A 19,003-nucleotide genomic window follows, 5' to 3' on the forward strand; every position below is an offset into this window, starting at 1 on the left:
GCCGGGGCGCGCCTGAGAGGCCCTCAGCCCGCCGGCTTAAGCAGCGGCTGCGGACTTTGGCCGTGGCAGCTCGCGGCGCACGACCTTGCCCACCGCGTTGCGGGGCAGGGAGTCCACGTACACGAAGTGGCGCGGCACGGAGAAGCGGGCCAGCTGCTTGGAGACTGTCGCTTTGATCTCCTCCTGCAGCTTCTGCTTATCGGCCGCGCTCAGCTCCTCCTTCGTGACGATCCACGCGCACAGCGCCTGGCCGAACTCGTCGTCCGGAACGCCCTGGACGCAGACCTCGAGGATCTCCGGCAGGGTGCCGATGATGTGCTCGGTATCGGTGGGGTAGACGTTCTCGCCACCGGAGACGACCATGTCGTCCGAGCGGCCGGAGACGAACAGCAGGCCGTCCTCCCAGTACCCCAGGTCGCCGGTGGCGATCATTCCCTCGTGGGTCTCCTTGTCCTTGCCCGGTCGGGTGTAGCCCTCGAACATCATGTTGTTGGCGACGAAGATGCGGCCAACCTCGCCGTCCGGGCACTCGCGGAAGTCCTCGTCCAGGACCTTGACCACCGTGGCCATCGGCGGCTTGCCCGCGGTATTCGGGTGGCGCTGCAGGTCATCTGGGTTGGCGATCGTGGCCCAGCTGACCTCGGTGGAGCCGTAGAGGTTGTAGAGCGCGGGCCCGAACTTCTCGAAGGTCTTCTCCACGATCTGCGGCGGGATCGGCTCGCCGGAGGCGGCAATGACCTTCGTGCCCGGGTCCATGCCCTCCGGCACAGCCTCCAGCAGGCGACGCAGCATCGTCGGCACGATGGCGATCGCATACGGGCGGTTGGCCTCGATGAGCTGCACCGCATCCTCCGGGCGGAACTTGCGCTGCATCACCATCGTCGAGCGGAGTGCGAGCGCCAGCTGGATATTCGCAAAACCCCAGGTGTGGAACATCGGGGCTGCCAGGTAGAACGGGCGGCGTGCCTTCAGCGGGATCCGGCTCATGATCGAGGACGCCGGCAGGTAGCTCGGCGGCTCCGGACGGCGGGTGCCGCGCGGGGTTCCGGTTGTTCCGGAGGTCAGGATGATGGTGCGGCCACGGCGGGGGCGGGACGGAATCGTCTGCTCTGCCGGGGTGGTGCGCAGCACCAGGCTCAGCGACGGCCAGTCCTCGCTGCGGGTCGCGTGGTCCTCCATCTCCAGGGCGTCGCGGATATTCGAGTCCGCGGGCAGTGCCTCCTCGGCCTCCCGGGTGAGCCCGATGGTGTCGCCAAACTCGTGGGCGACGATGACGGGGCAGTCGTCGAAACCCTTCGGCAGCAGCGGGATGAACTCCTCGTCGATGAACAGGACGTCCAGCTTGTTCTCGCGAGCGACCGCGCGGGTCTGTTCGGCCGAAGCCCCGGTGTTGAACAGGACCAGGTCGGTGCCCAGGCGGCCGTGGGCGCACAGCGCCATGATGAAGCCGCGGTGGTTGCGGGTCAGCACGCCGATGCGGTCGCGCTCCCGGATGCCGATGCGGAACAGTGCCTTCGCGAGCTGGTTCACCTGGTTGTGCAGCTCCTGATAGGTCATGGAGCCGCGGTCGTCGATGATCGCGGTGTGGAACGGGTCGCGGGCGGCGCCAATGGCCAGCAGGGAGGCGGGCTGGAACTCCCACTGGTACATGGAACCCAAAGCCTTCGCGGCGGCGACGGGCGTCATCGAGCCCAGCACGCCGGAACGCATCAGGGGGAGAGTGCCGAGCGCGAGCGTGCCCGCCGAACCGAGTGTGTGGCTGAGCTTTTCCTTGATGCCTGCCGGGCCTGCGGGTGAGAACGTGTCGGTCATTGCGATTACCCCTGTCGAATCGGATGTGTCTGCACGGGCGTTCCCCCGCGCCTGGTTCTGCAGCGATAGGTGGGTAGCTTTGCCAACCTAATAGCTATGTTGGTCACCCTATCTAAGTGATGTGGATCACGTTTAGCTTTGCTGATATCGGCGCCGATGAGGCTTCGCTGAGTGATGGAAGCGGCTAGTTTTGGCGGGTGTTCGCTAGGAGCGTACAGGCCGAAAACTGAGGATTATTGGCGCCGGAAAAGCCGTGTGAACTGGTCTTTTATTGGGGGAGGGGTGCATGTGGCAGCCGGAATAGTCTTCGGGGCTCCCGGCGTTGTACGAAATGCGATTTAAGGAAGGCGCTTGCCCGGTTATGGTGGGGCATCAAAGCGCACGAGCGAAAAGGGAGATAAATGTTCGAAAGGTTTACCGACCGGGCACGACGCGTTGTCGTCTTGGCACAAGAGGAAGCGCGAGCGCTGAATCACAATTACATCGGTACCGAGCACATCCTCCTGGGGCTGATCCAAGAGGGTGAAGGGGTGGCCGCCAAGGCGCTCGAGTCCATGGGGATTTCCCTCGACGCGGTGCGTACCGAGGTTAAGGAGATCATCGGCTCCGGTGGCAACCCGCCGAGCGGTTATATCCCGTTTACCCCACGCGCCAAGAAGGTGCTGGAGCTGGCCCTGCGCGAGGCGCTGCAGCTCGGCCACAAGTACATCGGCACCGAGCACATCCTGCTCGGCCTCATCCGCGAGGGCGAGGGTGTTGCCGCCCAGGTGCTGGTGAAGCTGGGCGCCGACCTGTCCCGCGTTCGCCAGCAGGTTATTCAGCTGCTCTCCGGCTACGAGGGTGGTGGCGAGCACGAGGAGGCCCCGGACCAGCCGGCCGTCGCCGGTGTCGCCCCGTCTGGCCAGGGCGGAGCCAAGGCGGGCCAGAAGTCCAACTCCCTGGTCCTGGACCAGTTCGGCCGCAACCTCACGCAGGCCGCTAAGGACGGCAAGCTGGACCCCGTTGTCGGCCGCGCCGGCGAGATCGAGCGCATCATGCAGGTGCTCTCCCGCCGCACCAAGAACAACCCGGTGCTCATCGGCGAGCCGGGCGTGGGTAAGACCGCCGTCGTCGAGGGCCTGGCCCTGGACATCGTCAACGGCAAGGTCCCGGAGACCCTGCGCGATAAGCAGGTCTACTCCCTGGACCTGGGCTCCCTGGTCGCGGGCTCCCGCTACCGCGGTGACTTCGAGGAGCGCCTGAAGAAGGTACTCAAGGAGATCAACCAGCGCGGCGACATCATCCTGTTCATCGACGAGATCCACACCCTCGTCGGTGCCGGTGCCGCGGAGGGCGCAATCGACGCCGCCTCCATCCTGAAGCCGAAGCTGGCCCGCGGCGAGCTGCAGACCATCGGTGCCACCACGCTGGAGGAGTACCGCAAGCACATCGAGAAGGACGCCGCCCTGGAGCGCCGTTTCCAGCCGGTTCAGGTGCCGGAGCCGTCCGTCGCGGACACCATCGAGATCCTGAAGGGTCTGCGCGACCGCTACGAGGCTCACCACCGTGTGTCCATCACCGACGGTGCCCTGCGTTCCGCCGCCACCCTGGCCGACCGCTACATCAACGACCGCTTCCTGCCGGATAAGGCTGTTGACCTGCTCGACGAGGCAGGCGCGCGCATGCGCATCAAGCGCCTCACCGCGCCGAAGTCCGTCCAGGAAGTCGACGACAAGATCGCTGAGGTCCGCCGCAAGAAGGAGGCCGCGATCGATGAGCAGGACTTCGAGAAGGCAGCGGCGCTGCGCGACGACGAGCGCACCCTGACCGAGGAGCGCGCCGAGAAGGAAAAGGCCTGGCGCGCCGGCGAGCTCGATGAGGTCGCCGAGGTCGACGAGGAGCAGATCGCAGAGGTGTTGGCCAACTGGACCGGCATCCCGGTGTTCAAGCTGACGGAGGAGGAATCCTCCCGACTGCTGGACATGGAAGGCGAGCTGCACAAGCGCATCATCGGCCAGGACGATGCCGTCAAGGCCGTCTCCCGCGCGATCCGCCGCACCCGTGCCGGCCTGAAGGATCCGAACCGCCCGTCCGGCTCCTTCATCTTCGCCGGTCCGTCCGGTGTGGGTAAGACGGAGCTGTCCAAGGCGCTCGCCGAGTTCCTCTTCGGCGACGACGACGCCCTGATCCAGGTGGACATGGGTGAGTTCCACGACAAGTTCACCGCCTCCCGCCTCTTCGGTGCCCCTCCGGGATACGTCGGCTACGACGAGGGCGGCCAGCTGACCGAGAAGGTCCGCCGCAAGCCGTTCTCCGTCGTCCTCTTCGACGAGATCGAGAAGGCCGATAAGGACATCTACAACACGCTGCTCCAGGTGCTGGAGGAAGGTCGCCTGACCGATGGCCAGGGCCGCATCGTGGACTTCAAGAACACGGTGCTGATCTTCACCTCGAACCTGGGTACCAGGGATATCTCCAAGGCCGTGGGCATGGGCTTCTCCAACGCCGGCGAGCAGGACGAGGCCGCGCAGTACGAGCGGATGAAGTCCAAGGTAGATGACGAGCTGAAGAAGCACTTCCGCCCGGAGTTCCTGAACCGTATCGACGACATCGTGGTCTTCCACCAGCTCACCCGCGAGCAGATCGTCCAGATGGTGGACCTGCTCATGGGCCGCGTCCGCCGCGCCCTGGAGGACAAGGACATGGGCATCGAGGTCAGCGAGAAGGCCAAGAACCTCCTCGCCAAGCGTGGCTTCGACCCGGTCCTGGGTGCCCGCCCACTGCGTCGCACGATCCAGCGCGAGATCGAGGACGAGCTCTCCGAGAAGATCCTCTTCGGCGAGTTCGGTGCAGGCGAGATCGTCACCGTGGACGTGGAGAACTGGGACGGCGAGTCCGCCGGCAAGGATGCGAAGTTCGTCTTCGGCTCCAAGCCGAAGCCGCTGCCGGAGTTCGACGCCGCTGACTTCGAGGTCGACGGTGGCGAGGCGCATCAGAGCCCGGCCGAGGAGGCCAAGGCCTCCGTCGCCTCCGCGGCGGCCGGCGACGTGCCCGAGGAGGGCGCTACCGGCGAGGACGCTGGCGAAAGCACCGGCTCCGAGGAACAGTCCGAGGACTAAGCCCCTCCCCGGGACGGCATAGCCGGAAAACCGGCCAAAGTTAACGAGCCGCGGCACACCCAGTAACGGGTGGCCGCGGCTCTTGCTATGTCCGGGGCGTTATGCGTCGGCGCAGTGCGACGCGGTGCAGCGCCGGGGCGGGCAGCGGCAGCGTCGAGACAGTCCCGAGGTGGTGCGGGGTCGGGCTGAGCGACCCAGCAGGTTGCTTCTAGCGCGGGATCTGGTCTGCGGTGGACAGCTCATAAGGCTGGCCATTAATGACCTTCTCCAACCACAGCACCGCGGGGGAGAGGTTCGCCATCATCGGGATCACGTGATCCACCAGCGGCGCCACGCTCGGCACGTCTTGCTCCCGGTAGTACACCTTCACCCCCTTGCCCAGCCAGCTGCGGGCCAGGTCGCGGGCCTGGGAGGCCGGGATCGTGTCGTCGTTCTTGCCCTGCCCGATGTACACCGGGACGGACGGGGAGAGCGTGCCGATCAGCTGCTTCTGCACCGCGCTGGCGATCGGCTCCTCCTGCATTAGCTGCGTCAGGGAGGAACCATCCTTGGTGAGGGTGCGGGTGTCCTTATATGCGTGGCGGAGCAGGGACTCCGGCACACACTCGTCCTTCGTCTGCTCCAGCAGCTTCCGACCCTTGTCGTTGAGCTTCGAGTAGATCGGCTCGCGCAGCTCCGGATCGGAGTACAGCAGGCCGTTGATGGCGTAGCCGAGGGCCGCGGCCAGCGCGCCGTTATCGATGGTGCCAGCCACCACGCCCAGGTTCGCCGGGATGCCGCCCGCGTAGCCTGCGACGAGGTTCAGCTCCGGGGCGTAGGAATCCGCCAGCTCCAGGGCAGAAGCACTTGCCCCACCGCCCTGGGAGTAGCCCCAGGTCGCCACCGGGGTCTTGTCGCTGACCCCACGGATGCCCATGTTTTTCGCGGCGCGGCCGATATCCAGCGTCGCGTTCCCCTGGGCCACGCGGTTCATGTACGTGTGCTGCGCGCGGGTCCCCAGGCCCGGCAGGTCGGTCAGCGCGACATCCCAGCCGCGCATCAGTGCCTGCAGGGCGGGCAGCGCCTCGTACTCCAGCCCCCACGGCGCGAGCTTGCCCGGCGCACAGGCGTTGGAGGAGCCCTGGGTGCCGGGGGCGATCAGCATCAGCGGGCGCGGCCCCTTACCCCGCCACGGCTTCGAGGACTCGTAGATGGTGCCGGTGACCGGGATGGTCTTGCCATTCGAGTCGGTGGACACGTAGGCCACCCGGGTGGCCTTGCTGTTCGTCAGGTCTACGAACGGCAGCCCCAGCGCGAGCGTGCTCGGGCCGGTCTTCAGCACCTGGCCGGGCTTGCCCTCCACGTACTCCGGCAGGGAGCTGTAGAAGTTATCCGGATCGTAGTTCGGCATGGAGCTGCCGAGCGCGGCCCCGGAACCCATCTCCGACGAACCCCGCCACGCGCCCTCGACGGAGCCATAAAGCGGGGACGCCGCCGCGCCGGCCACAGAAAGTGGCAGCGCGACGGCGGTGATGGCAGCGGCGGCGGTGAGGCTCGCCGCGCGGCTGGTGCGTCGGGGGTTGTCCGAGCGAAGGCTGAACATGCGTGCTCCTTGGAGGATCGTGGCTGGCAGATAACAGCTAGATCCTATCGGCAGGAACACTATTGCGTCGGGGAAATTACTATTCCGCTTCGGCGACAGCCAGCGCGTCAGCCTCGTGGCTCGAGTCCTTCCGGCTCAGATCCACCACCAGCGCAATAGCGCCGACGACGATCGTGGGCAGCACCCAGCCCAGACCCTCCGGGTACAGCGGAATCACACTCAGGTCACCGGTGATACCGTCCATCGTCTCGCCCAGCAGGTCGCTCAGCAGGTCGATGATGGAGAACACCAGGGCGACCGCGACGGCAGCGCGGTAGGTCAACGGAATCGGGCGGCCACGCACCGCCAGCTGCGTGAAGGTCACCGCGATCAGCGCGATTGCCGGCGGGTAAATCAGGCCGATGATCGGGCCGGAGAAGCTCAGGATCTTCTCCAGGCCGAGGTTGGCCACCGTGAAGCCAATCAGGGTGAAGACCACGGACCACCAGCGGTAGCTGATCGCAGGAACCAGCTCGTGGAAGAAGGATGCCGACGCCGCGATCAGGCCAACTGCCGTCGTCAAGCAGGCGAGCAGCACCACGCCGGAGAAGACCATGTCACCGGCCGTTCCCAGGGAGAGCTTCGACGCCTGCGACAGCACCGCTGCACCGTCCGAATACTGCCCCTTATCCGGCATCTTCGTGCCCATCACGCCCAGGGCGAGGTACACGATCAGCAGGAAGAAACCAGCCAGCACCGCGGAGATCGAGGAGTACTTGACGACCGTCTTGCGCTCCTTGACGCCGTGGGAGTTGAAGGAGCTCACCACGATGATCGCGAAGGCCATCGCCGCGATGGAGTCCATCGTGAAGTAGCCTTCCAGGATGCCCGCGGTCAGCGGGCTGCTGGCATACTCGCCGGTCGCGGCAGCGGGTTCGCCGTTGAGCTTCATGAAACCCAGCACCGCGAGGATGGCGATCAAGGCCAGCAGCAGCGGCGTCAGGAAGTTACCCAGGGTGTCAGCGACCTTGCCGGGGAACAGGACGATCGCGAAAGCCACCGTGAAGAAGATCGCGGTGGTCACCAGGCGCCACGCCTGGCCGGACAGGCCGAAGGTGGACTCGATGCCCAGCTCGTAGCCGATCGCGGCGGCGCGCGGCATGGCGTAGAAGGAGCCGATGGATAGGTAGGCGGCGATGGAAAACACCAGGCCGAACGCCGCGCCCGCGCGCGACGCCAGCTGGCGCACCCCGGCGCCGGAGATAGCCACCGCGATGATCGTGATGGTCGGCAGCAGCACGCCGGTGAGGATGAAGCCGATGATGGCGGGGGTGAAGTTCTCGCCGGACTCGATCCCCAGCATGGGCGGGAAGATCAGGTTGCCGGCGCCGAAGAACATCGAAAACAGCATCAGCCCGACGGCGAAGATCGAGGCGGCGGGTTTCGCCGTGCCACGGCCAGCCGCGGACTGAGTGGAGGTTCCGGAACTCATGAAATGAGGGCCTTTCTACAGCGACGATCCGCGCGGTGGCGGCCTAGGACCAGGTTCAACCACACCCCCGGGTGGGGTGGCGTGAGCAAGCGCGGCCGGTTGTGGCGGTGGTGCCGCTCGAGGGTGAACCAGAGGCGGATCAGAATAAACGTATTTAAGTAGAGGTTAGGGTGCCCCAGTAAGAATCAACTAGTCGGGAAGGGTAATCCCGGCGTTGGTGCGCTCGATCAGTCGGTCAGCCACGAGGGAATCCACCGCTCGCGAAAGCTGAACCCGATCGGGCCACAGTTGATCGATCTCATCGACTGCGACGTGGGTGGTCGCAGATTCTCTCAGGGTTTTGAGGACGAGGCCCCGAACCTGTCGGTCCGTGCCTTCGAACTTCTGGACGCGCCGGGCGGCGGCGGATTTTTCCTCTTCCGTCGGCTCGGGCTTGCCTGCCGCCACCCACGCGCAGCGCGCGGCGATGGGGCAGAGCTCGCACTGCGGGGTGCGGGCCTGGCAGATCAGGCTGCCCAGCTCCATCAGGGAGGCGGTCATGAGCAGCGCTGCATCCCGGTGACGACGGTCGTGCCCCGCGTTGCGGTAGCCGCGCCGGTCCAGGGTGGGGTCGTGGTCCACCCAAGGCATCATGTCGGCGACGTCCGCCAGGTCGCGGCTGCGTGCCGGTCCCTGGAGGAAGTTGCCGTGGGCTGCCCGGTGGCACACGCGACGGACGTTGGTGTCCACCACGGGAACCGCCTGCTCGAAGGCGTAGGCGGCCACCGCTCGGGCGGTGTAGCTGCCGACCCCGGGCAGGCTTTCCAGTTCGGCGACGCTGCTGGGCAGTTCCCCGTCGAAGCGCTCCACGCAGGCCTGGGCGCATTCCTGCAGCCGCAGGGCGCGGCGCGGATAGCCCAGGTTTCCCCATTCGCGGATGACGTCCGCGGTGGCAGCGGTTGCGAGCGCGTCCGGGGTGGGCCAGCGCTGTAGCCAGGCCTGCCACCGCGGGGCGACGCGGGCGACGGGGGTCTGCTGCGACATCACTTCACTCACCAGGATTGCCCACGGGCTGGTGCCGACGTGGCGCCAGGGCAGGTCGCGCGCGTTGCGTGCGAACCAGTGGTTCAGTGCGCTGATGAGGGCAAGGTCGAAGGTGGTTTCCTGCTGACCCTCTGCGGTTGGGAGTGTCATTCGGCCACCTCCCCGGGGTGTCGGGGTGAACCTTGCCCTGCGATGTGTCCCGCGCGGTGTGGGCGGGGTGCCTGGTGAAAGCGCATCGGAGAGTGGATTACAGCGGTTGTTCGAAGGCGGTGGGGGTTCCCACCTGCCGGATTGTCCTACAAAATTGTCCTGGGAAAGCTTTAAGAGCAAGATTGAAGCCATGACTGACTCCCGCAGCCCTGAAAGCCCTTCGAATACTGTACCTGGCCAGCAGGCCAACACAGAGTCGCCGGAGGCCACCGCCCAGCAGCAGACCATGACCCCGGAGCAGGCCTGGGTCGCGATGCGAGATGGCAACCGCCGCTTCATGAGCGAGGATGTTGCCCACCCGAATCAGGACGTCAACCGCCGCCATGTCCTCACCGCAGGCCAGCGCCCGCACGCTGTGGTCCTGGCGTGCTCGGACTCCCGCGTGCCGGTGGAGATCGTCTTCGACCAGGGTCTGGGGGATGTCTTCGTGATCCGCACCGCCGGGGAGATCACGGACCTGTCCGTGCTGGCCTCCCTGGAGTTCGCCGTGGACGGGCTGGGTGTGCCGCTGGTGCTGGTGCTGGGCCACGAGGCCTGCGGTGCGGTGGCCGCGGCGCAGACCGCGCTGAACACCGGCCAGCTGCCGAATGGTTTCCAACGTGTGCTGGTGGAGAAGGTCACCCCATCCCTGCTGGCGGCCCGCCGCGAGGGCCGGGAGGGCTCCCAGGACTTCGAGAAGCAGCACGTCGTGGAGATCACCCGCCACATCATGGACCGGTCCCCGGAGATCCAGCAGCAGGTGGAGCAGGGTCGCTGCGCGGTCGTGGGTCTGCGCTACCGCCTGGAGGACGGCTTGGCCGAGCCGCTGATCTCCTTCGGTTTGGATGAAGACCAGCTCTAAGCTGCTCGGGGCTGCTGCGCCCGCCACTGCCTCGAGCCGGTTCTCGCCGCCTCCCTACCTGGCGGGTGGGGCGTGTTTAAGCGCCATTATTCGAGGTAAGCCGACTAAAATCTGGGGCTGTGAACGCAGGACCAGGGAACACAGGAGACAGCTTCCGGCGCCGCGACCCCGAACGGGGCCAGCGCCCACCTCGTGATGCCCAGCCACCGCTGCCGCCCGAGGTCTACCGTCGTAGGCGCATCGCCGCGATCGCCGCGGTTGTCGTAGTGATCCTCCTGCTCTGGTGGCTGCTCAGTTCCCTCGGCGGATCCCAGGAGGACGCCAGCACGCCTGCGGCGGATACCACGCAGAGCAGTAGTGCGGCGCCGACGTCCGGAAAAGAAAAGAAGCCGGACGCGAAGGACAAGAAGGCCGAATCCGAAAAGCAGGCCGCGAAGAAGTCCGAGGACAAGAAGAAGGACGCCGAGCCGAAGGACCCGGCCGCGGAGAAGACCAGCTGTGAGCTCGCGGATCTGCGCGTGACCGCGGTGCCGGGTAAGTCCACCTTCGACCCGGGCGAGGAGCCGACCTTCTACGCGAAGATCGCGAACCCCACGAAGGCGGACTGCGTGATCGACGTGGACGAGGCCAAGCTGCTCTTCGAGGTCTTCGCGATGGATGACTACCACCGCGTGTGGGGTGACCTGGACTGCAACGAGCCCTCCATCACCGGGGAAGTGACGATCGAGGCGGGGGAGAGCCAGAACTACAAGATGGGCTCCTGGTCCCGGACCACTTCCGCACCGGATCAGTGCGATGCCCGCCAGCCGGTGGGTCCGGGCAGCTACCTGCTCTACGCGCACCTGGGGGATAACGTCTCCCAGCCTGCGACGTTCAACATGAGCTAGCGGCTAGCCCCGTGCCTGGGTCGCCCGTGGCATTAGCCCCGGCGCCTCACACAGCTAGCCCCGCGGCGGGCGCCCCCGCGGCTAGCTTTCGCGCAGCCGCCGCACCACACTCAGCGCCTGGCCGATGTTCTTGACCTGGTGCACCTCCAAACCCTTCGGCACGCTCGGGCTGGTGCCCGCCGGGATGATCGCGTGCTTCATCCCCAGCCGCGCGGCCTCGGAGAGCCGCTGGTTGATCTCCGGGATGCGCCGCACCTCGCCGCCCAGGCCTACCTCGCCCATCGCGCACAGGCCGAGGGGGAGTGGCTCGTCCTGGGCCGTGGAGGCCAGCGCCAGACCCAGCGCGAGGTCCGCGGCCGGCTCGCTGATCCGCATCCCACCCACAGTCGCGGCGTAGACCTCCCGGCGCCCCAGCTGCATCCCGCAGCGTTGGGCAAGTACCGCGAGCATCATGGACACTCGGCCCGATTCGATGCCGGTGACGAAGCGCTTCGGATTGCCCTGCTCGGTCTCCACCGCGAGCGTTTGGATCTCCCCGACGAGTGCCCGGCGGCCATCCATCTTCACGGTGACCGCAGTACCCGTCACGGACTCGGTGCGGTGATTCAAGAACAGCCCCGAGGGGTCCGTCACCTCCTTGATTCCCTCCGCTGTCTGCTCGAAGCAGCCGACCTCCTCGGTGGGGCCGAAGCGGTTCTTGATGCCGCGGAGGAAACGCAGGGAGGAGTGCTGGTCGCCCTCGAAGTGCAGGACGACGTCCACGAGGTGCTCGATGGTGCGCGGCCCTGCGACGTTGCCGTCCTTCGTTACGTGCCCCACCGCCAGCACCGGGGTGCCGGACTGCTTCGCCAGGGTGGTCAGGGTGGACGTCACGGCGCGGGTTTGGGTCACCCCGCCCGGCACGCCCTCCACGCCGCTGGCGTTCATGGTTTGCAGGGAGTCCACAATGATCAGCTCGGGCTTGACCGTATCCACGTGGTGCAGCGCCTGCTCCAGGTCGTGCTCGGCGGCGATGTAGAGCTTTTCGGAGAGCGCGTTGGTGCGCTCCGCGCGGTGGCGTACCTGGCCGACGGACTCCTCGGCGGTGATGATCAGCACCGAGCGGTTGGCCTTAGCCCAGTTGGCGGACACCTCCAGCAGCAGCGTGGACTTGCCCACGCCCGGTTCGCCCGCGAGCAGCACCGCAGAGCCAGGGACGATGCCACCGCCCAACACCCGGTCCAGCTCCGCCGAGCCGGAGGGGATGTGGTTGGCGATCTGCGGGTCGATCTCCGTGACCGGCAGGGCATCGCTGGTAGCTCCGGCGAGGTGCCGGGCACCGGAGCGGGACCCGGCCGCGCTCGCGGCGGCGGGGCGGCGCTCCTCGAGCGTGCCCCATTCACCGCAGCTGGGGCAGCGCCCCATCCACTTGGACAGGACGTAGCCGCACTCGGTGCATTCGTAGCTGGTTTTCGAGCTCCGCTTTGTTGCCATGCCGGTCATTCTAGGCAGCGGTGCAGACACCCCCTCCGCCGAGCGCGCCGATAATCGAACATCCCAGGTCGGCGCCCGCAGAAAACAAAAACCGCCGCCCCAACGAAGGGGAGCGGCGGCAGACCTAAAACCGAGTAGCGACTACTTGTCGGTCGGCTGGCCGTCCTTGTCGCGGTCGAAGGCGCCAGCCTCCGGGGTGTAAGCGACGACCGGTGCGTTCAGGGAGAACTCGGCATCGTCGAACTTGATCTCCACCGGCTTCTGGCCGCCGACGTAGAGGTCCTTCACGCCGGAGACGTCACCAGCGGCGTAGCTGAGGCACTTCTGATCCTTAGCGCCCTTCTCCAGGTCCTTCAGGGCATCCTCGCGGTCCACGACGAGGTTGCAGCCCGGCTTGATGGTCTCGTTCAGGCTCACAGCCTGGCCGTCCACGGAAGCGGAGACCAGCTTGACGTCCTTGCCGTCGTTCTCCGCATTGGAAGCGGTGAACTTCAGGGACGGCTTGCCGTCGGCGCCCAGAACCACGGAGACGTCCGAAACGTCCACGTTGCCTTCCTTGGCGTGCAGGCCATTCACGGCCGGGGCCTGCTCTGCGGTCTGGGTGATCTGACCAGCGGAGCAAGCGGTCATGCCCAGGGCGGCACCTGCAGCAACGATGGCGAGGGCACCGCGGACAACGGTCGACTTCTGAGACTTCACGTTCTGATCCTCCATTGTGAGGCTAGGCCTAGGCCGGTTAAGGCCTTTCAACAGTTGTGGTCATCGTACCCGGCGCAAATTGGCCGGAAACTAATAGCTGCTTCACAGAATAGCCCCTTGGGTGGGCAGATTCCTAGTTCAGGCCACTGTTTTCCCCTAATCCCACCCCGTTGTTACCCCTATTATTTGGGGACGTCGCCCGCCAGCGTCGGCGCGCTGGCCGAAGTATTGTGGCTTTTCGTCGGGACCGGGCCTTTCTGCAGGCAGCGGGCCGATCGGGTATGCTCGAACACGGTTTTTAAAGCGCAACGAGGGCGTAAATAGGAAGGTCACGGATGGATTTCAAGGTCGGCGACACGGTCGTATACCCACACCACGGCGCAGCTCAGATCGAGGGGATCGAGCAGCGCGAGTTCAAGGGTGAGACGGTGGACTACCTGGTGCTGCGCCTCTACCAGGGCGATCTTTCCGTCCGCGTCCCGGCCGCGAACGCTGAGAAGGTGGGCGTGCGCGACGTCGTCGGCGAGGAGGGCCTGCGCAAGGTCTTCTCCGTGCTGCGCGAGACGGACGTCGAGGAGGCAGGCAACTGGTCCCGCCGCTACAAGGCCAACCAGGAGCGCCTGACCTCCGGTGACCAGAACAAGGTCGCCGAGGTGGTTCGCGATCTGTGGCGCCGTGACCAGGATCGTGGCCTCTCGGCAGGCGAGAAGCGCATGCTGGCTAAGGCCCGCCAGATCCTGGTGGGCGAGCTCGCGCTGGCCGATGGCGTCGACGATAAGAAGGCCGACGCGATGCTGGCCGAGATGCACGAGACCATCGAGCGCCACCGCGAGCAGGCCGCTGCCGCCCGTGCGGCGGATACCGAGGGGGACGCCGCCATCGACCTCGACGACGAGCTCAACAAGTAACAGCCACGGTTGCCAGCCGTCCCTCGAGGGTGGCTCAACGAGTAGAGAGCGCCGGGTGAGACGTGTTTTCCAAGACTGATACTGCAGCGCTGCCCGTGGTGGCCGTCATCGCCGCGGCGGGCAGTGGCACCCGGTTGGGAGCCGATCAGCCCAAGGCCTTCGTGGAGCTGGCGGGGCGCACCCTCGTGGAGCGAGCCCTGGACGGGCTGGCCAGCTCCGGGGTGGTGGGGCGAACCTTCGTGATGATCAGCCCGGATATGCAGGGGCGCATGGCGGAGATCCTCGACGACCCCGCGAACCAGGCCGCGTGGGCGGGGATGCGCGTGAGCGCCGGCACCGGGGGCTCCGAGCGCTCCGATAGTGTCTTCGCCGGCCTGCAGCTCGTGGAGGGCGAGCTCGGCTCGCCCGTGGACTGCGTTGAATGCGCGCAGGTGGACGAGGCGATCGTGCTGGTGCACGACGCCGCCCGCTGCCTCACCCCGCCCGCGATGATCGCCCAGGTCGTCGAGCAGGTCCGCGCCCACGGGGAGGCGGGCACCGCGGCGGGAGTGGTTCCCGCCCTGCCGGTGACGGACACGATCAAGACCATTGCGGACGGGATGGTCACCGGCACCCCGGCCCGCGATGGCCTGGTGGCGGTGCAGACCCCGCAGGGCTTCCTCTTCTCCGCGCTGATGGACGCTAATCGGAAGTACCAGGCAGGCCTGGAGCTCGGCCGAGGGCACGCCCGCCTGGCCACGGACGATGCCTCCATCATGGAGCTCGCCGACTACCCGGTAGCCATCACCACCGGCGACGATCGCGCGATGAAGATCACCACCCCGCGGGATTTCGCCATCGCTGAGATGATGGTCGAGCGATGATGATCGACCGATGATGGTCGACCAAGGAAGGAACGAGCACCCATGACCCAGCCGATTATCCCCCGCGTCGGCATCGCCTCCGACGCCCACCAGGTCGAGCCCGGCAAGCCCTGCTGGATGGCCGGGCTACTCTTCGATGGCGCCGATGGCTGCGAGGGACATTCCGACGGCGACGTGGTCAGCCACGTCATCGTCGACGCACTGCTCAGCGCCTCCGGGTTGGGGGACCTGGGCAGCTTCGTCGGCGTGGGACGCAAGGAATACGACGGTGTCTCGGGGGAGCGCCTGATCACGGAGTGCCGCCAGCTGTTGGCCGAGAACGGTTTCACGATCGGCAACGTCGCCGCCCAGATGATCGGCAATAGGCCGAAGATGGGGCCGCGCCGGGAGGAGGCCGAGCGCCGCCTCACCGAGCTCGTCGGGGCGCCGGTGTCCGTTTCCGCGACGACCACCGACAAGATGGGCTTCACCGGCCGCGGGGAAGGCGTGGCCGCTCTCGCTACCGCGGTTGTGTGGAAGGCTGGCGCTTAAATTGCGTGCCCACGAAAATGGACACGATGAAGGTGTAAATCGCGAAACCTAGAAGCTCCACGGTGCTCGCTGAGCGGGGTCCATCCTTGAGGATCAGAATAAGGATGACTACTGCGGGGATCCCGAGCAGTGTGGTTCCGAGCAACGTCGTTCGCCCTAGCGCTGCGTCTCCGTGCCGGTAGTGGTGGGAAGACGAGGCCGCGCCGACGGCAGCCCCCACTGCGAGGATGAGAAATATCAACCAGCTGTGCATCGGTGGGCTCTACTTCTTCCGAATGTGGTTCACGCGGCCAAGGGCAATATTCAATATATTGCCCGATGGTGGGTGCGGAAGGTTTTTGGCTAAATCCGTTTTATGGTCGGCCTAAGAATTAGCGCACGTCGATGGTGCTGGAGATCCGGCCCAGGCCCTCGATTTCAACTTCGACGGTGTCCCCGTGCCTCAGGTACTGGGGCGGCGTCATCCCGTGGCCCACGCCTGCCGGTGTGCCGAGAGCGATGACGTCGCCGGCCTCCAGCGTGGCGAAGTTCTCCACGTACTCGACCAGCTCCTGCGGTTTGAACACCAGGTCGGCGAGGCTGTGCTCCTGACGTAGCTCCCCGTTGACCCAGGTCCGCAGCATCGCGCCTTCCGCCACCGGGTCGAAGGGCTGGCCCTTCTCACCCGTGGCCATCGTCAGCCACGGGCCGAGCGCGCTGGACTCGTCCAGATTCTTACCCTGCAGCCACTGCTGAGTGCGGTACTGCCAATCCCGCTGGGAGAAGTCATTCATCACCGCATACCCCGCGATCTGGCCACCGTGCCCCATCACGATCGCTAGCTCGCCCTCATAATCCAGCTTCTGCGCCATCGCACGTGGTACCCGCACATTCCCATAAGGCGTGGTCAGCGCCGTGGCGAACTTCGCGAACAGTGTGGGGTGGTCCGGCACCGGATGCCCCATCTCCACGATGTGCTCCCGGAAATTCAACCCGGTGCAGAGCACCTTCCGCGGGTTCGGAATCACCGGAGCCAACTGACGGGCCGAGAACTCAATGCTCTCCCCGGCGCTCGCGGAGGCCGAGAGGGTGACGTCCTGAAGAAAACCCCCGAGATCCCCGTCGGCCAGGACGGTACCGGTGCCGTGCGTGCCGTCGAAGCTCTCCACACGGATGGTGCGCAGGCGGCCGGCGGTTTCGATGGTTGCTAGGCGGTGGGCCATGATCCTCCTCGGGCAGGTCTTTTGGTGACTGCCTACCGAGGATAGCCTTCCGGTCGGCAGCCACCGGCCACCGAAGTACAATTGCGGTGACGAGGGGCACGGGGCGCATCCGCCCTGGCCCGCCAGAGCAAAAACCTGCAAGACCCACGAAGGCGGCCAACCATGGTTGATTCTTTGCCCACCGACGCGTCGGAGCCGATGCCGCTCCAGCTGCGCATCTACGACACCGCGAGCCGCAAGGTCCGCGAGTTCACCCCGCTGCGCGAAGGCAAGGTTTCCATCTACCTGTGTGGCGCCACCGTGCAGTCCATCCCACACATCGGGCACGTCCGTTCCGGTGTGGCCTTCGACGTCCTGCGCCGCTGGCTGCTCGCCCAGGGATACGACGTCGCGTTCGTCCGCAACGTCACCGACATCGACGACAAGATCCTCACCAAGGCCGCGGAGAACAACCGCCCCTGGTGGGAGTGGGCAGCAACCCACGAGCGTGCCTTCACCTGGGCATATGACCAGCTGGGCGTGCTGCCGCCGTCCGTGGAGCCGCGGGCAACCGGGCACGTCCCGCAGATGATCGAGTACATGCAGCGCATCATCGATAACGGCCACGGCTACGCCGCCGACGGCAACGTGTATGCCCAGCCCGCCTCGATCGAGAACTACGGCTTCCTCTCTGGCCAGAAGCTCGACGAGCTGGACCAGGGCGAGTCCGCGGGCACGGGTAAGAAGGACCCCCGCGACTTCACCATGTGGAAGGCCGCCAAGCCGGGCGAGCCCGCCTGGGATACGCCGTGGGGCCGGGGGCGCCCAGGCTGGCACATCGAGTGCTCCGCGATGGCCACGAACTACCTGGGCGGGGAGTTCGACATCCACGCCGGCGGGCTGGACCTACAGTTCCCGCACCACGAAAACGAGGCCGCCCAGGCCACCGCAGCCGGCGATGGTTTCGCCCAGTACTGGATGCACAACGGCTGGGTGACCATGAGCGGGGAGAAGATGTCCAAGTCGCTCGGCAACGTGCTGAGCGTGCCGAACATCCTGGAGAAGGTCCGCCCGGTGGAGCTGCGCTACTACCTGGGCAGCGGCCACTACCGCTCCATGCTGGAGTACTCCGAGTCCGCGCTGGCCGAGGCCGCCGCCGGTTACCGCAGGATTGAGAAGTTCCTGCTGCGTGCGGCCGCCTACCTCGCCGCCATTGAGGACGACGCCGCCACCGCCTCGGCCGGTGAGCAGGCTGCCCGCGGTCCGGAGCAGTTGGTGGCTGTGGGGCAGTGGCCGGAGGCCTTCGCCGAGAAGATGAATGACGACCTGGCGGTGCCGCAGGCCCTGGCCGTCATCCACGACGCCGTCCGCGAGGGCAATAAGGCCCTCGAGGTCAAGGACACCGAGACGGTGATGCGGGTCGCCGGCCAGGTTCGTGCGATGATGGGCGTCCTGGGTGTGGATCCATTCGGCGAGCACTGGCTGGAACAGACGATGGCCGGGCAGGGCTCCTCGGCGGCGATGACCGCCCTGGATTCCCTGGTGCAGGACGATCTGCAGCGCCGGGCGGAGGCTCGCGCGGAGAAGAACTGGGCAGTGGCGGACGAGGTCCGCGACCGGCTCACGGCAGCCGGTATCGAGGTCACCGATACCGCCGATGGGGCTCAGTGGAGCCTGAAGGAGTAGCGCCGCTCCGCTGAGGCACGCCCGTGGCGCCGGCCTCTGGCCGGGGTGGGCGGTTTAACGGACGTGCTGCTCAGCTAGGGCCTGGAACACTGCCTGGTTCATGGCGAAGGCCGCGCTGGCGCAGTCAATGATATTTTCTTTGGCCTCGGCGCCGAGCTCGAGCTGGTTGAGCGTGATGCGGTAGCGGTCGCGGTAGGGCTTGATCCGGCCGATGCCGTCGAAATCATAGAAGGACGTGCTGCGCTCATCCAGGCCGTAGTACTTCTCAAACATGCGGGCGATGACCTGACCGCCCGACATATCACCCAGGTAGCGGACGTAGTGGTGGGCCAGCGCTGCCGCGCCGTCCTGTTCCGTGCCGATCTCGCGCAGGGCCTCGACGTAGTTCTGGGTCGCCGGCAACGGTGCAATGTGCTCGCGCCACTGTCCGCCGTAGAGCTGCTCCAGGTCGGACTCCAGCGCAGAAAGCCGCTCCAGGCGCGGATCGTAGATCGGGGCCAGTTCCGCTGTGTCCTGGTTCGCCCGTACCGCGGATTCGAGGGCTTCGTAGATGAAGTAGAGCTGGCCAGTCAGAGCAGCCACCGCGTTGATATCCAGCTTTCCGTCCAGCAGCTGGGTCATGAACACTGAGTTTTCAGCGTCGTGGTGCGCCTGGGCGGTCTCGCTCTTGAGCAGGGCGGAGAGCTGACCCTCGGCATAGAAGGTGTTCTGGGTGGCGGTGGTCATGGGTTTTCCTTC

15 protein-coding genes are annotated in these 19,003 nt (G+C 66.4%); 7 read left to right on the forward strand and 8 right to left on the reverse strand.

Annotated features, from left to right (window positions below; translation table 11 throughout):
• Positions 1 to 36: 36 nt before the first annotated feature.
• Positions 37 to 1,812, reverse strand: a complete 1,776-nt coding sequence (locus HMPREF3088_RS09225; RefSeq protein ID WP_070759657.1) for an AMP-binding protein — start codon at positions 1,810 to 1,812, stop codon at positions 37 to 39.
• A 401-nt stretch (positions 1,813 to 2,213) separates the two neighbouring features.
• Between HMPREF3088_RS09225 and HMPREF3088_RS09230 the strand changes: the two genes are divergently transcribed.
• A complete protein-coding gene (locus HMPREF3088_RS09230; protein ID WP_070759659.1) occupies positions 2,214 to 4,910 on the forward strand; it encodes an ATP-dependent Clp protease ATP-binding subunit in 2,697 nt (898 codons plus the stop codon).
• Positions 4,911 to 5,118: 208 nt separating this feature from the next.
• On the opposite strand, the gene HMPREF3088_RS09235 is transcribed toward HMPREF3088_RS09230, so the two are convergent.
• The 3 genes from HMPREF3088_RS09235 to HMPREF3088_RS09245 all read right to left on the reverse strand — a co-directional run bounded on the left by HMPREF3088_RS09235 (position 5,119) and on the right by HMPREF3088_RS09245 (position 9,136).
• The gene (locus tag HMPREF3088_RS09235; protein ID WP_070759661.1) at positions 5,119 to 6,492 is read right to left on the reverse strand and encodes a lipase family protein; all 1,374 of its coding nucleotides are present in this window, start codon (positions 6,490 to 6,492) and stop codon (positions 5,119 to 5,121) included.
• A gap of 79 nt (positions 6,493 to 6,571) precedes the next feature.
• Complete coding sequence (brnQ, locus tag HMPREF3088_RS09240) at positions 6,572 to 7,963, reverse strand: branched-chain amino acid transport system II carrier protein (protein WP_070759663.1); 1,392 nt, start codon at positions 7,961 to 7,963, stop codon at positions 6,572 to 6,574.
• Between the two features lie 189 nt (positions 7,964 to 8,152).
• The gene (locus tag HMPREF3088_RS09245; protein ID WP_070759665.1) at positions 8,153 to 9,136 is read right to left on the reverse strand and encodes an HhH-GPD family protein; all 984 of its coding nucleotides are present in this window, start codon (positions 9,134 to 9,136) and stop codon (positions 8,153 to 8,155) included.
• Positions 9,137 to 9,422: 286 nt separating this feature from the next.
• On the opposite strand from HMPREF3088_RS09245, the gene HMPREF3088_RS09250 reads away from it, so the two are divergent.
• Both HMPREF3088_RS09250 and HMPREF3088_RS09255 read left to right on the forward strand, forming a co-directional pair.
• On the forward strand, positions 9,423 to 10,037 hold the full coding sequence (locus HMPREF3088_RS09250) for a carbonic anhydrase (protein WP_070759760.1): 615 nt from the start codon (positions 9,423 to 9,425) through the stop codon (positions 10,035 to 10,037).
• 119 nt (positions 10,038 to 10,156) lie between these two features.
• On the forward strand, positions 10,157 to 10,924 hold the full coding sequence (locus tag HMPREF3088_RS09255) for a hypothetical protein (RefSeq protein ID WP_070759667.1): 768 nt from the start codon (positions 10,157 to 10,159) through the stop codon (positions 10,922 to 10,924).
• Between the two features lie 81 nt (positions 10,925 to 11,005).
• On the opposite strand, the gene radA is transcribed toward HMPREF3088_RS09255, so the two are convergent.
• Both radA and HMPREF3088_RS09265 read right to left on the reverse strand, forming a co-directional pair.
• Positions 11,006 to 12,406 carry a DNA repair protein RadA gene (radA, locus tag HMPREF3088_RS09260; protein ID WP_070759669.1) on the reverse strand — a complete coding sequence of 467 codons (1,401 nt, stop codon included), beginning with the start codon at positions 12,404 to 12,406 and terminating at the stop codon, positions 11,006 to 11,008.
• 132 nt (positions 12,407 to 12,538) lie between these two features.
• Positions 12,539 to 13,111 carry a hypothetical protein gene (locus tag HMPREF3088_RS09265; protein WP_070759671.1) on the reverse strand — a complete coding sequence of 191 codons (573 nt, stop codon included), beginning with the start codon at positions 13,109 to 13,111 and terminating at the stop codon, positions 12,539 to 12,541.
• Between the two features lie 320 nt (positions 13,112 to 13,431).
• On the opposite strand from HMPREF3088_RS09265, the gene HMPREF3088_RS09270 reads away from it, so the two are divergent.
• From HMPREF3088_RS09270 to ispF, 3 genes are all read left to right on the forward strand, one after another.
• Complete coding sequence (locus HMPREF3088_RS09270) at positions 13,432 to 14,004, forward strand: CarD family transcriptional regulator (protein ID WP_070759673.1); 573 nt, start codon at positions 13,432 to 13,434, stop codon at positions 14,002 to 14,004.
• Between the two features lie 62 nt (positions 14,005 to 14,066).
• Positions 14,067 to 14,867, forward strand: coding sequence for an IspD/TarI family cytidylyltransferase (locus HMPREF3088_RS09275; RefSeq protein ID WP_070759675.1), 801 nt, complete (start codon positions 14,067 to 14,069; stop codon positions 14,865 to 14,867).
• Positions 14,868 to 14,909: 42 nt separating this feature from the next.
• On the forward strand, positions 14,910 to 15,398 hold the full coding sequence (gene ispF / locus HMPREF3088_RS09280) for a 2-C-methyl-D-erythritol 2,4-cyclodiphosphate synthase (protein WP_070759677.1): 489 nt from the start codon (positions 14,910 to 14,912) through the stop codon (positions 15,396 to 15,398).
• Between the two features lie 371 nt (positions 15,399 to 15,769).
• On the opposite strand, the gene HMPREF3088_RS09290 is transcribed toward ispF, so the two are convergent.
• Positions 15,770 to 16,600, reverse strand: a complete 831-nt coding sequence (locus HMPREF3088_RS09290; RefSeq protein WP_070759682.1) for a fumarylacetoacetate hydrolase family protein — start codon at positions 16,598 to 16,600, stop codon at positions 15,770 to 15,772.
• A gap of 198 nt (positions 16,601 to 16,798) precedes the next feature.
• Here HMPREF3088_RS09290 and cysS point away from each other — a divergent pair, with 198 nt between their 5' ends.
• The gene (cysS, locus tag HMPREF3088_RS09295; protein WP_070759761.1) at positions 16,799 to 18,265 is read left to right on the forward strand and encodes a cysteine--tRNA ligase; all 1,467 of its coding nucleotides are present in this window, start codon (positions 16,799 to 16,801) and stop codon (positions 18,263 to 18,265) included.
• Between the two features lie 54 nt (positions 18,266 to 18,319).
• Here the strand turns inward: cysS and HMPREF3088_RS09300 are convergent, their stop codons facing one another.
• The gene (locus HMPREF3088_RS09300; RefSeq protein ID WP_070759684.1) at positions 18,320 to 18,991 is read right to left on the reverse strand and encodes a biliverdin-producing heme oxygenase; all 672 of its coding nucleotides are present in this window, start codon (positions 18,989 to 18,991) and stop codon (positions 18,320 to 18,322) included.
• Positions 18,992 to 19,003: the final 12 nt, after the last annotated feature.

Source organism: Corynebacterium sp. HMSC22B11, from assembly GCF_001815965.1.
GTDB lineage: Bacteria > Actinomycetota > Actinomycetes > Mycobacteriales > Mycobacteriaceae > Corynebacterium.

Bases quoted from the DNA above. Each gene is read 5' to 3' on its own strand.
- HMPREF3088_RS09225 (WP_070759657.1), bottom strand. From the start codon at position 1,812: ATGACCGACACGTTCTCACCCGCAGGCCCGGCAGGCATCAAGGAAAAG.
- HMPREF3088_RS09230 (WP_070759659.1), top strand. From the start codon at position 2,214: ATGTTCGAAAGGTTTACCGACCGGGCACGACGCGTTGTCGTCTTGGCA.
- HMPREF3088_RS09235 (WP_070759661.1), bottom strand. From the start codon at position 6,492: ATGTTCAGCCTTCGCTCGGACAACCCCCGACGCACCAGCCGCGCGGCG.
- brnQ (WP_070759663.1), bottom strand. From the start codon at position 7,963: ATGAGTTCCGGAACCTCCACTCAGTCCGCGGCTGGCCGTGGCACGGCG.
- HMPREF3088_RS09245 (WP_070759665.1), bottom strand. From the start codon at position 9,136: ATGACACTCCCAACCGCAGAGGGTCAGCAGGAAACCACCTTCGACCTT.
- HMPREF3088_RS09250 (WP_070759760.1), top strand. From the start codon at position 9,423: ATGACCCCGGAGCAGGCCTGGGTCGCGATGCGAGATGGCAACCGCCGC.
- radA (WP_070759669.1), bottom strand. From the start codon at position 12,406: ATGACCGGCATGGCAACAAAGCGGAGCTCGAAAACCAGCTACGAATGC.
- HMPREF3088_RS09265 (WP_070759671.1), bottom strand. From the start codon at position 13,111: ATGGAGGATCAGAACGTGAAGTCTCAGAAGTCGACCGTTGTCCGCGGT.
- HMPREF3088_RS09270 (WP_070759673.1), top strand. From the start codon at position 13,432: ATGGATTTCAAGGTCGGCGACACGGTCGTATACCCACACCACGGCGCA.
- ispF (WP_070759677.1), top strand. From the start codon at position 14,910: ATGACCCAGCCGATTATCCCCCGCGTCGGCATCGCCTCCGACGCCCAC.
- HMPREF3088_RS09290 (WP_070759682.1), bottom strand. From the start codon at position 16,600: ATGGCCCACCGCCTAGCAACCATCGAAACCGCCGGCCGCCTGCGCACC.
- cysS (WP_070759761.1), top strand. From the start codon at position 16,799: ATGCCGCTCCAGCTGCGCATCTACGACACCGCGAGCCGCAAGGTCCGC.
- HMPREF3088_RS09300 (WP_070759684.1), bottom strand. From the start codon at position 18,991: ATGACCACCGCCACCCAGAACACCTTCTATGCCGAGGGTCAGCTCTCC.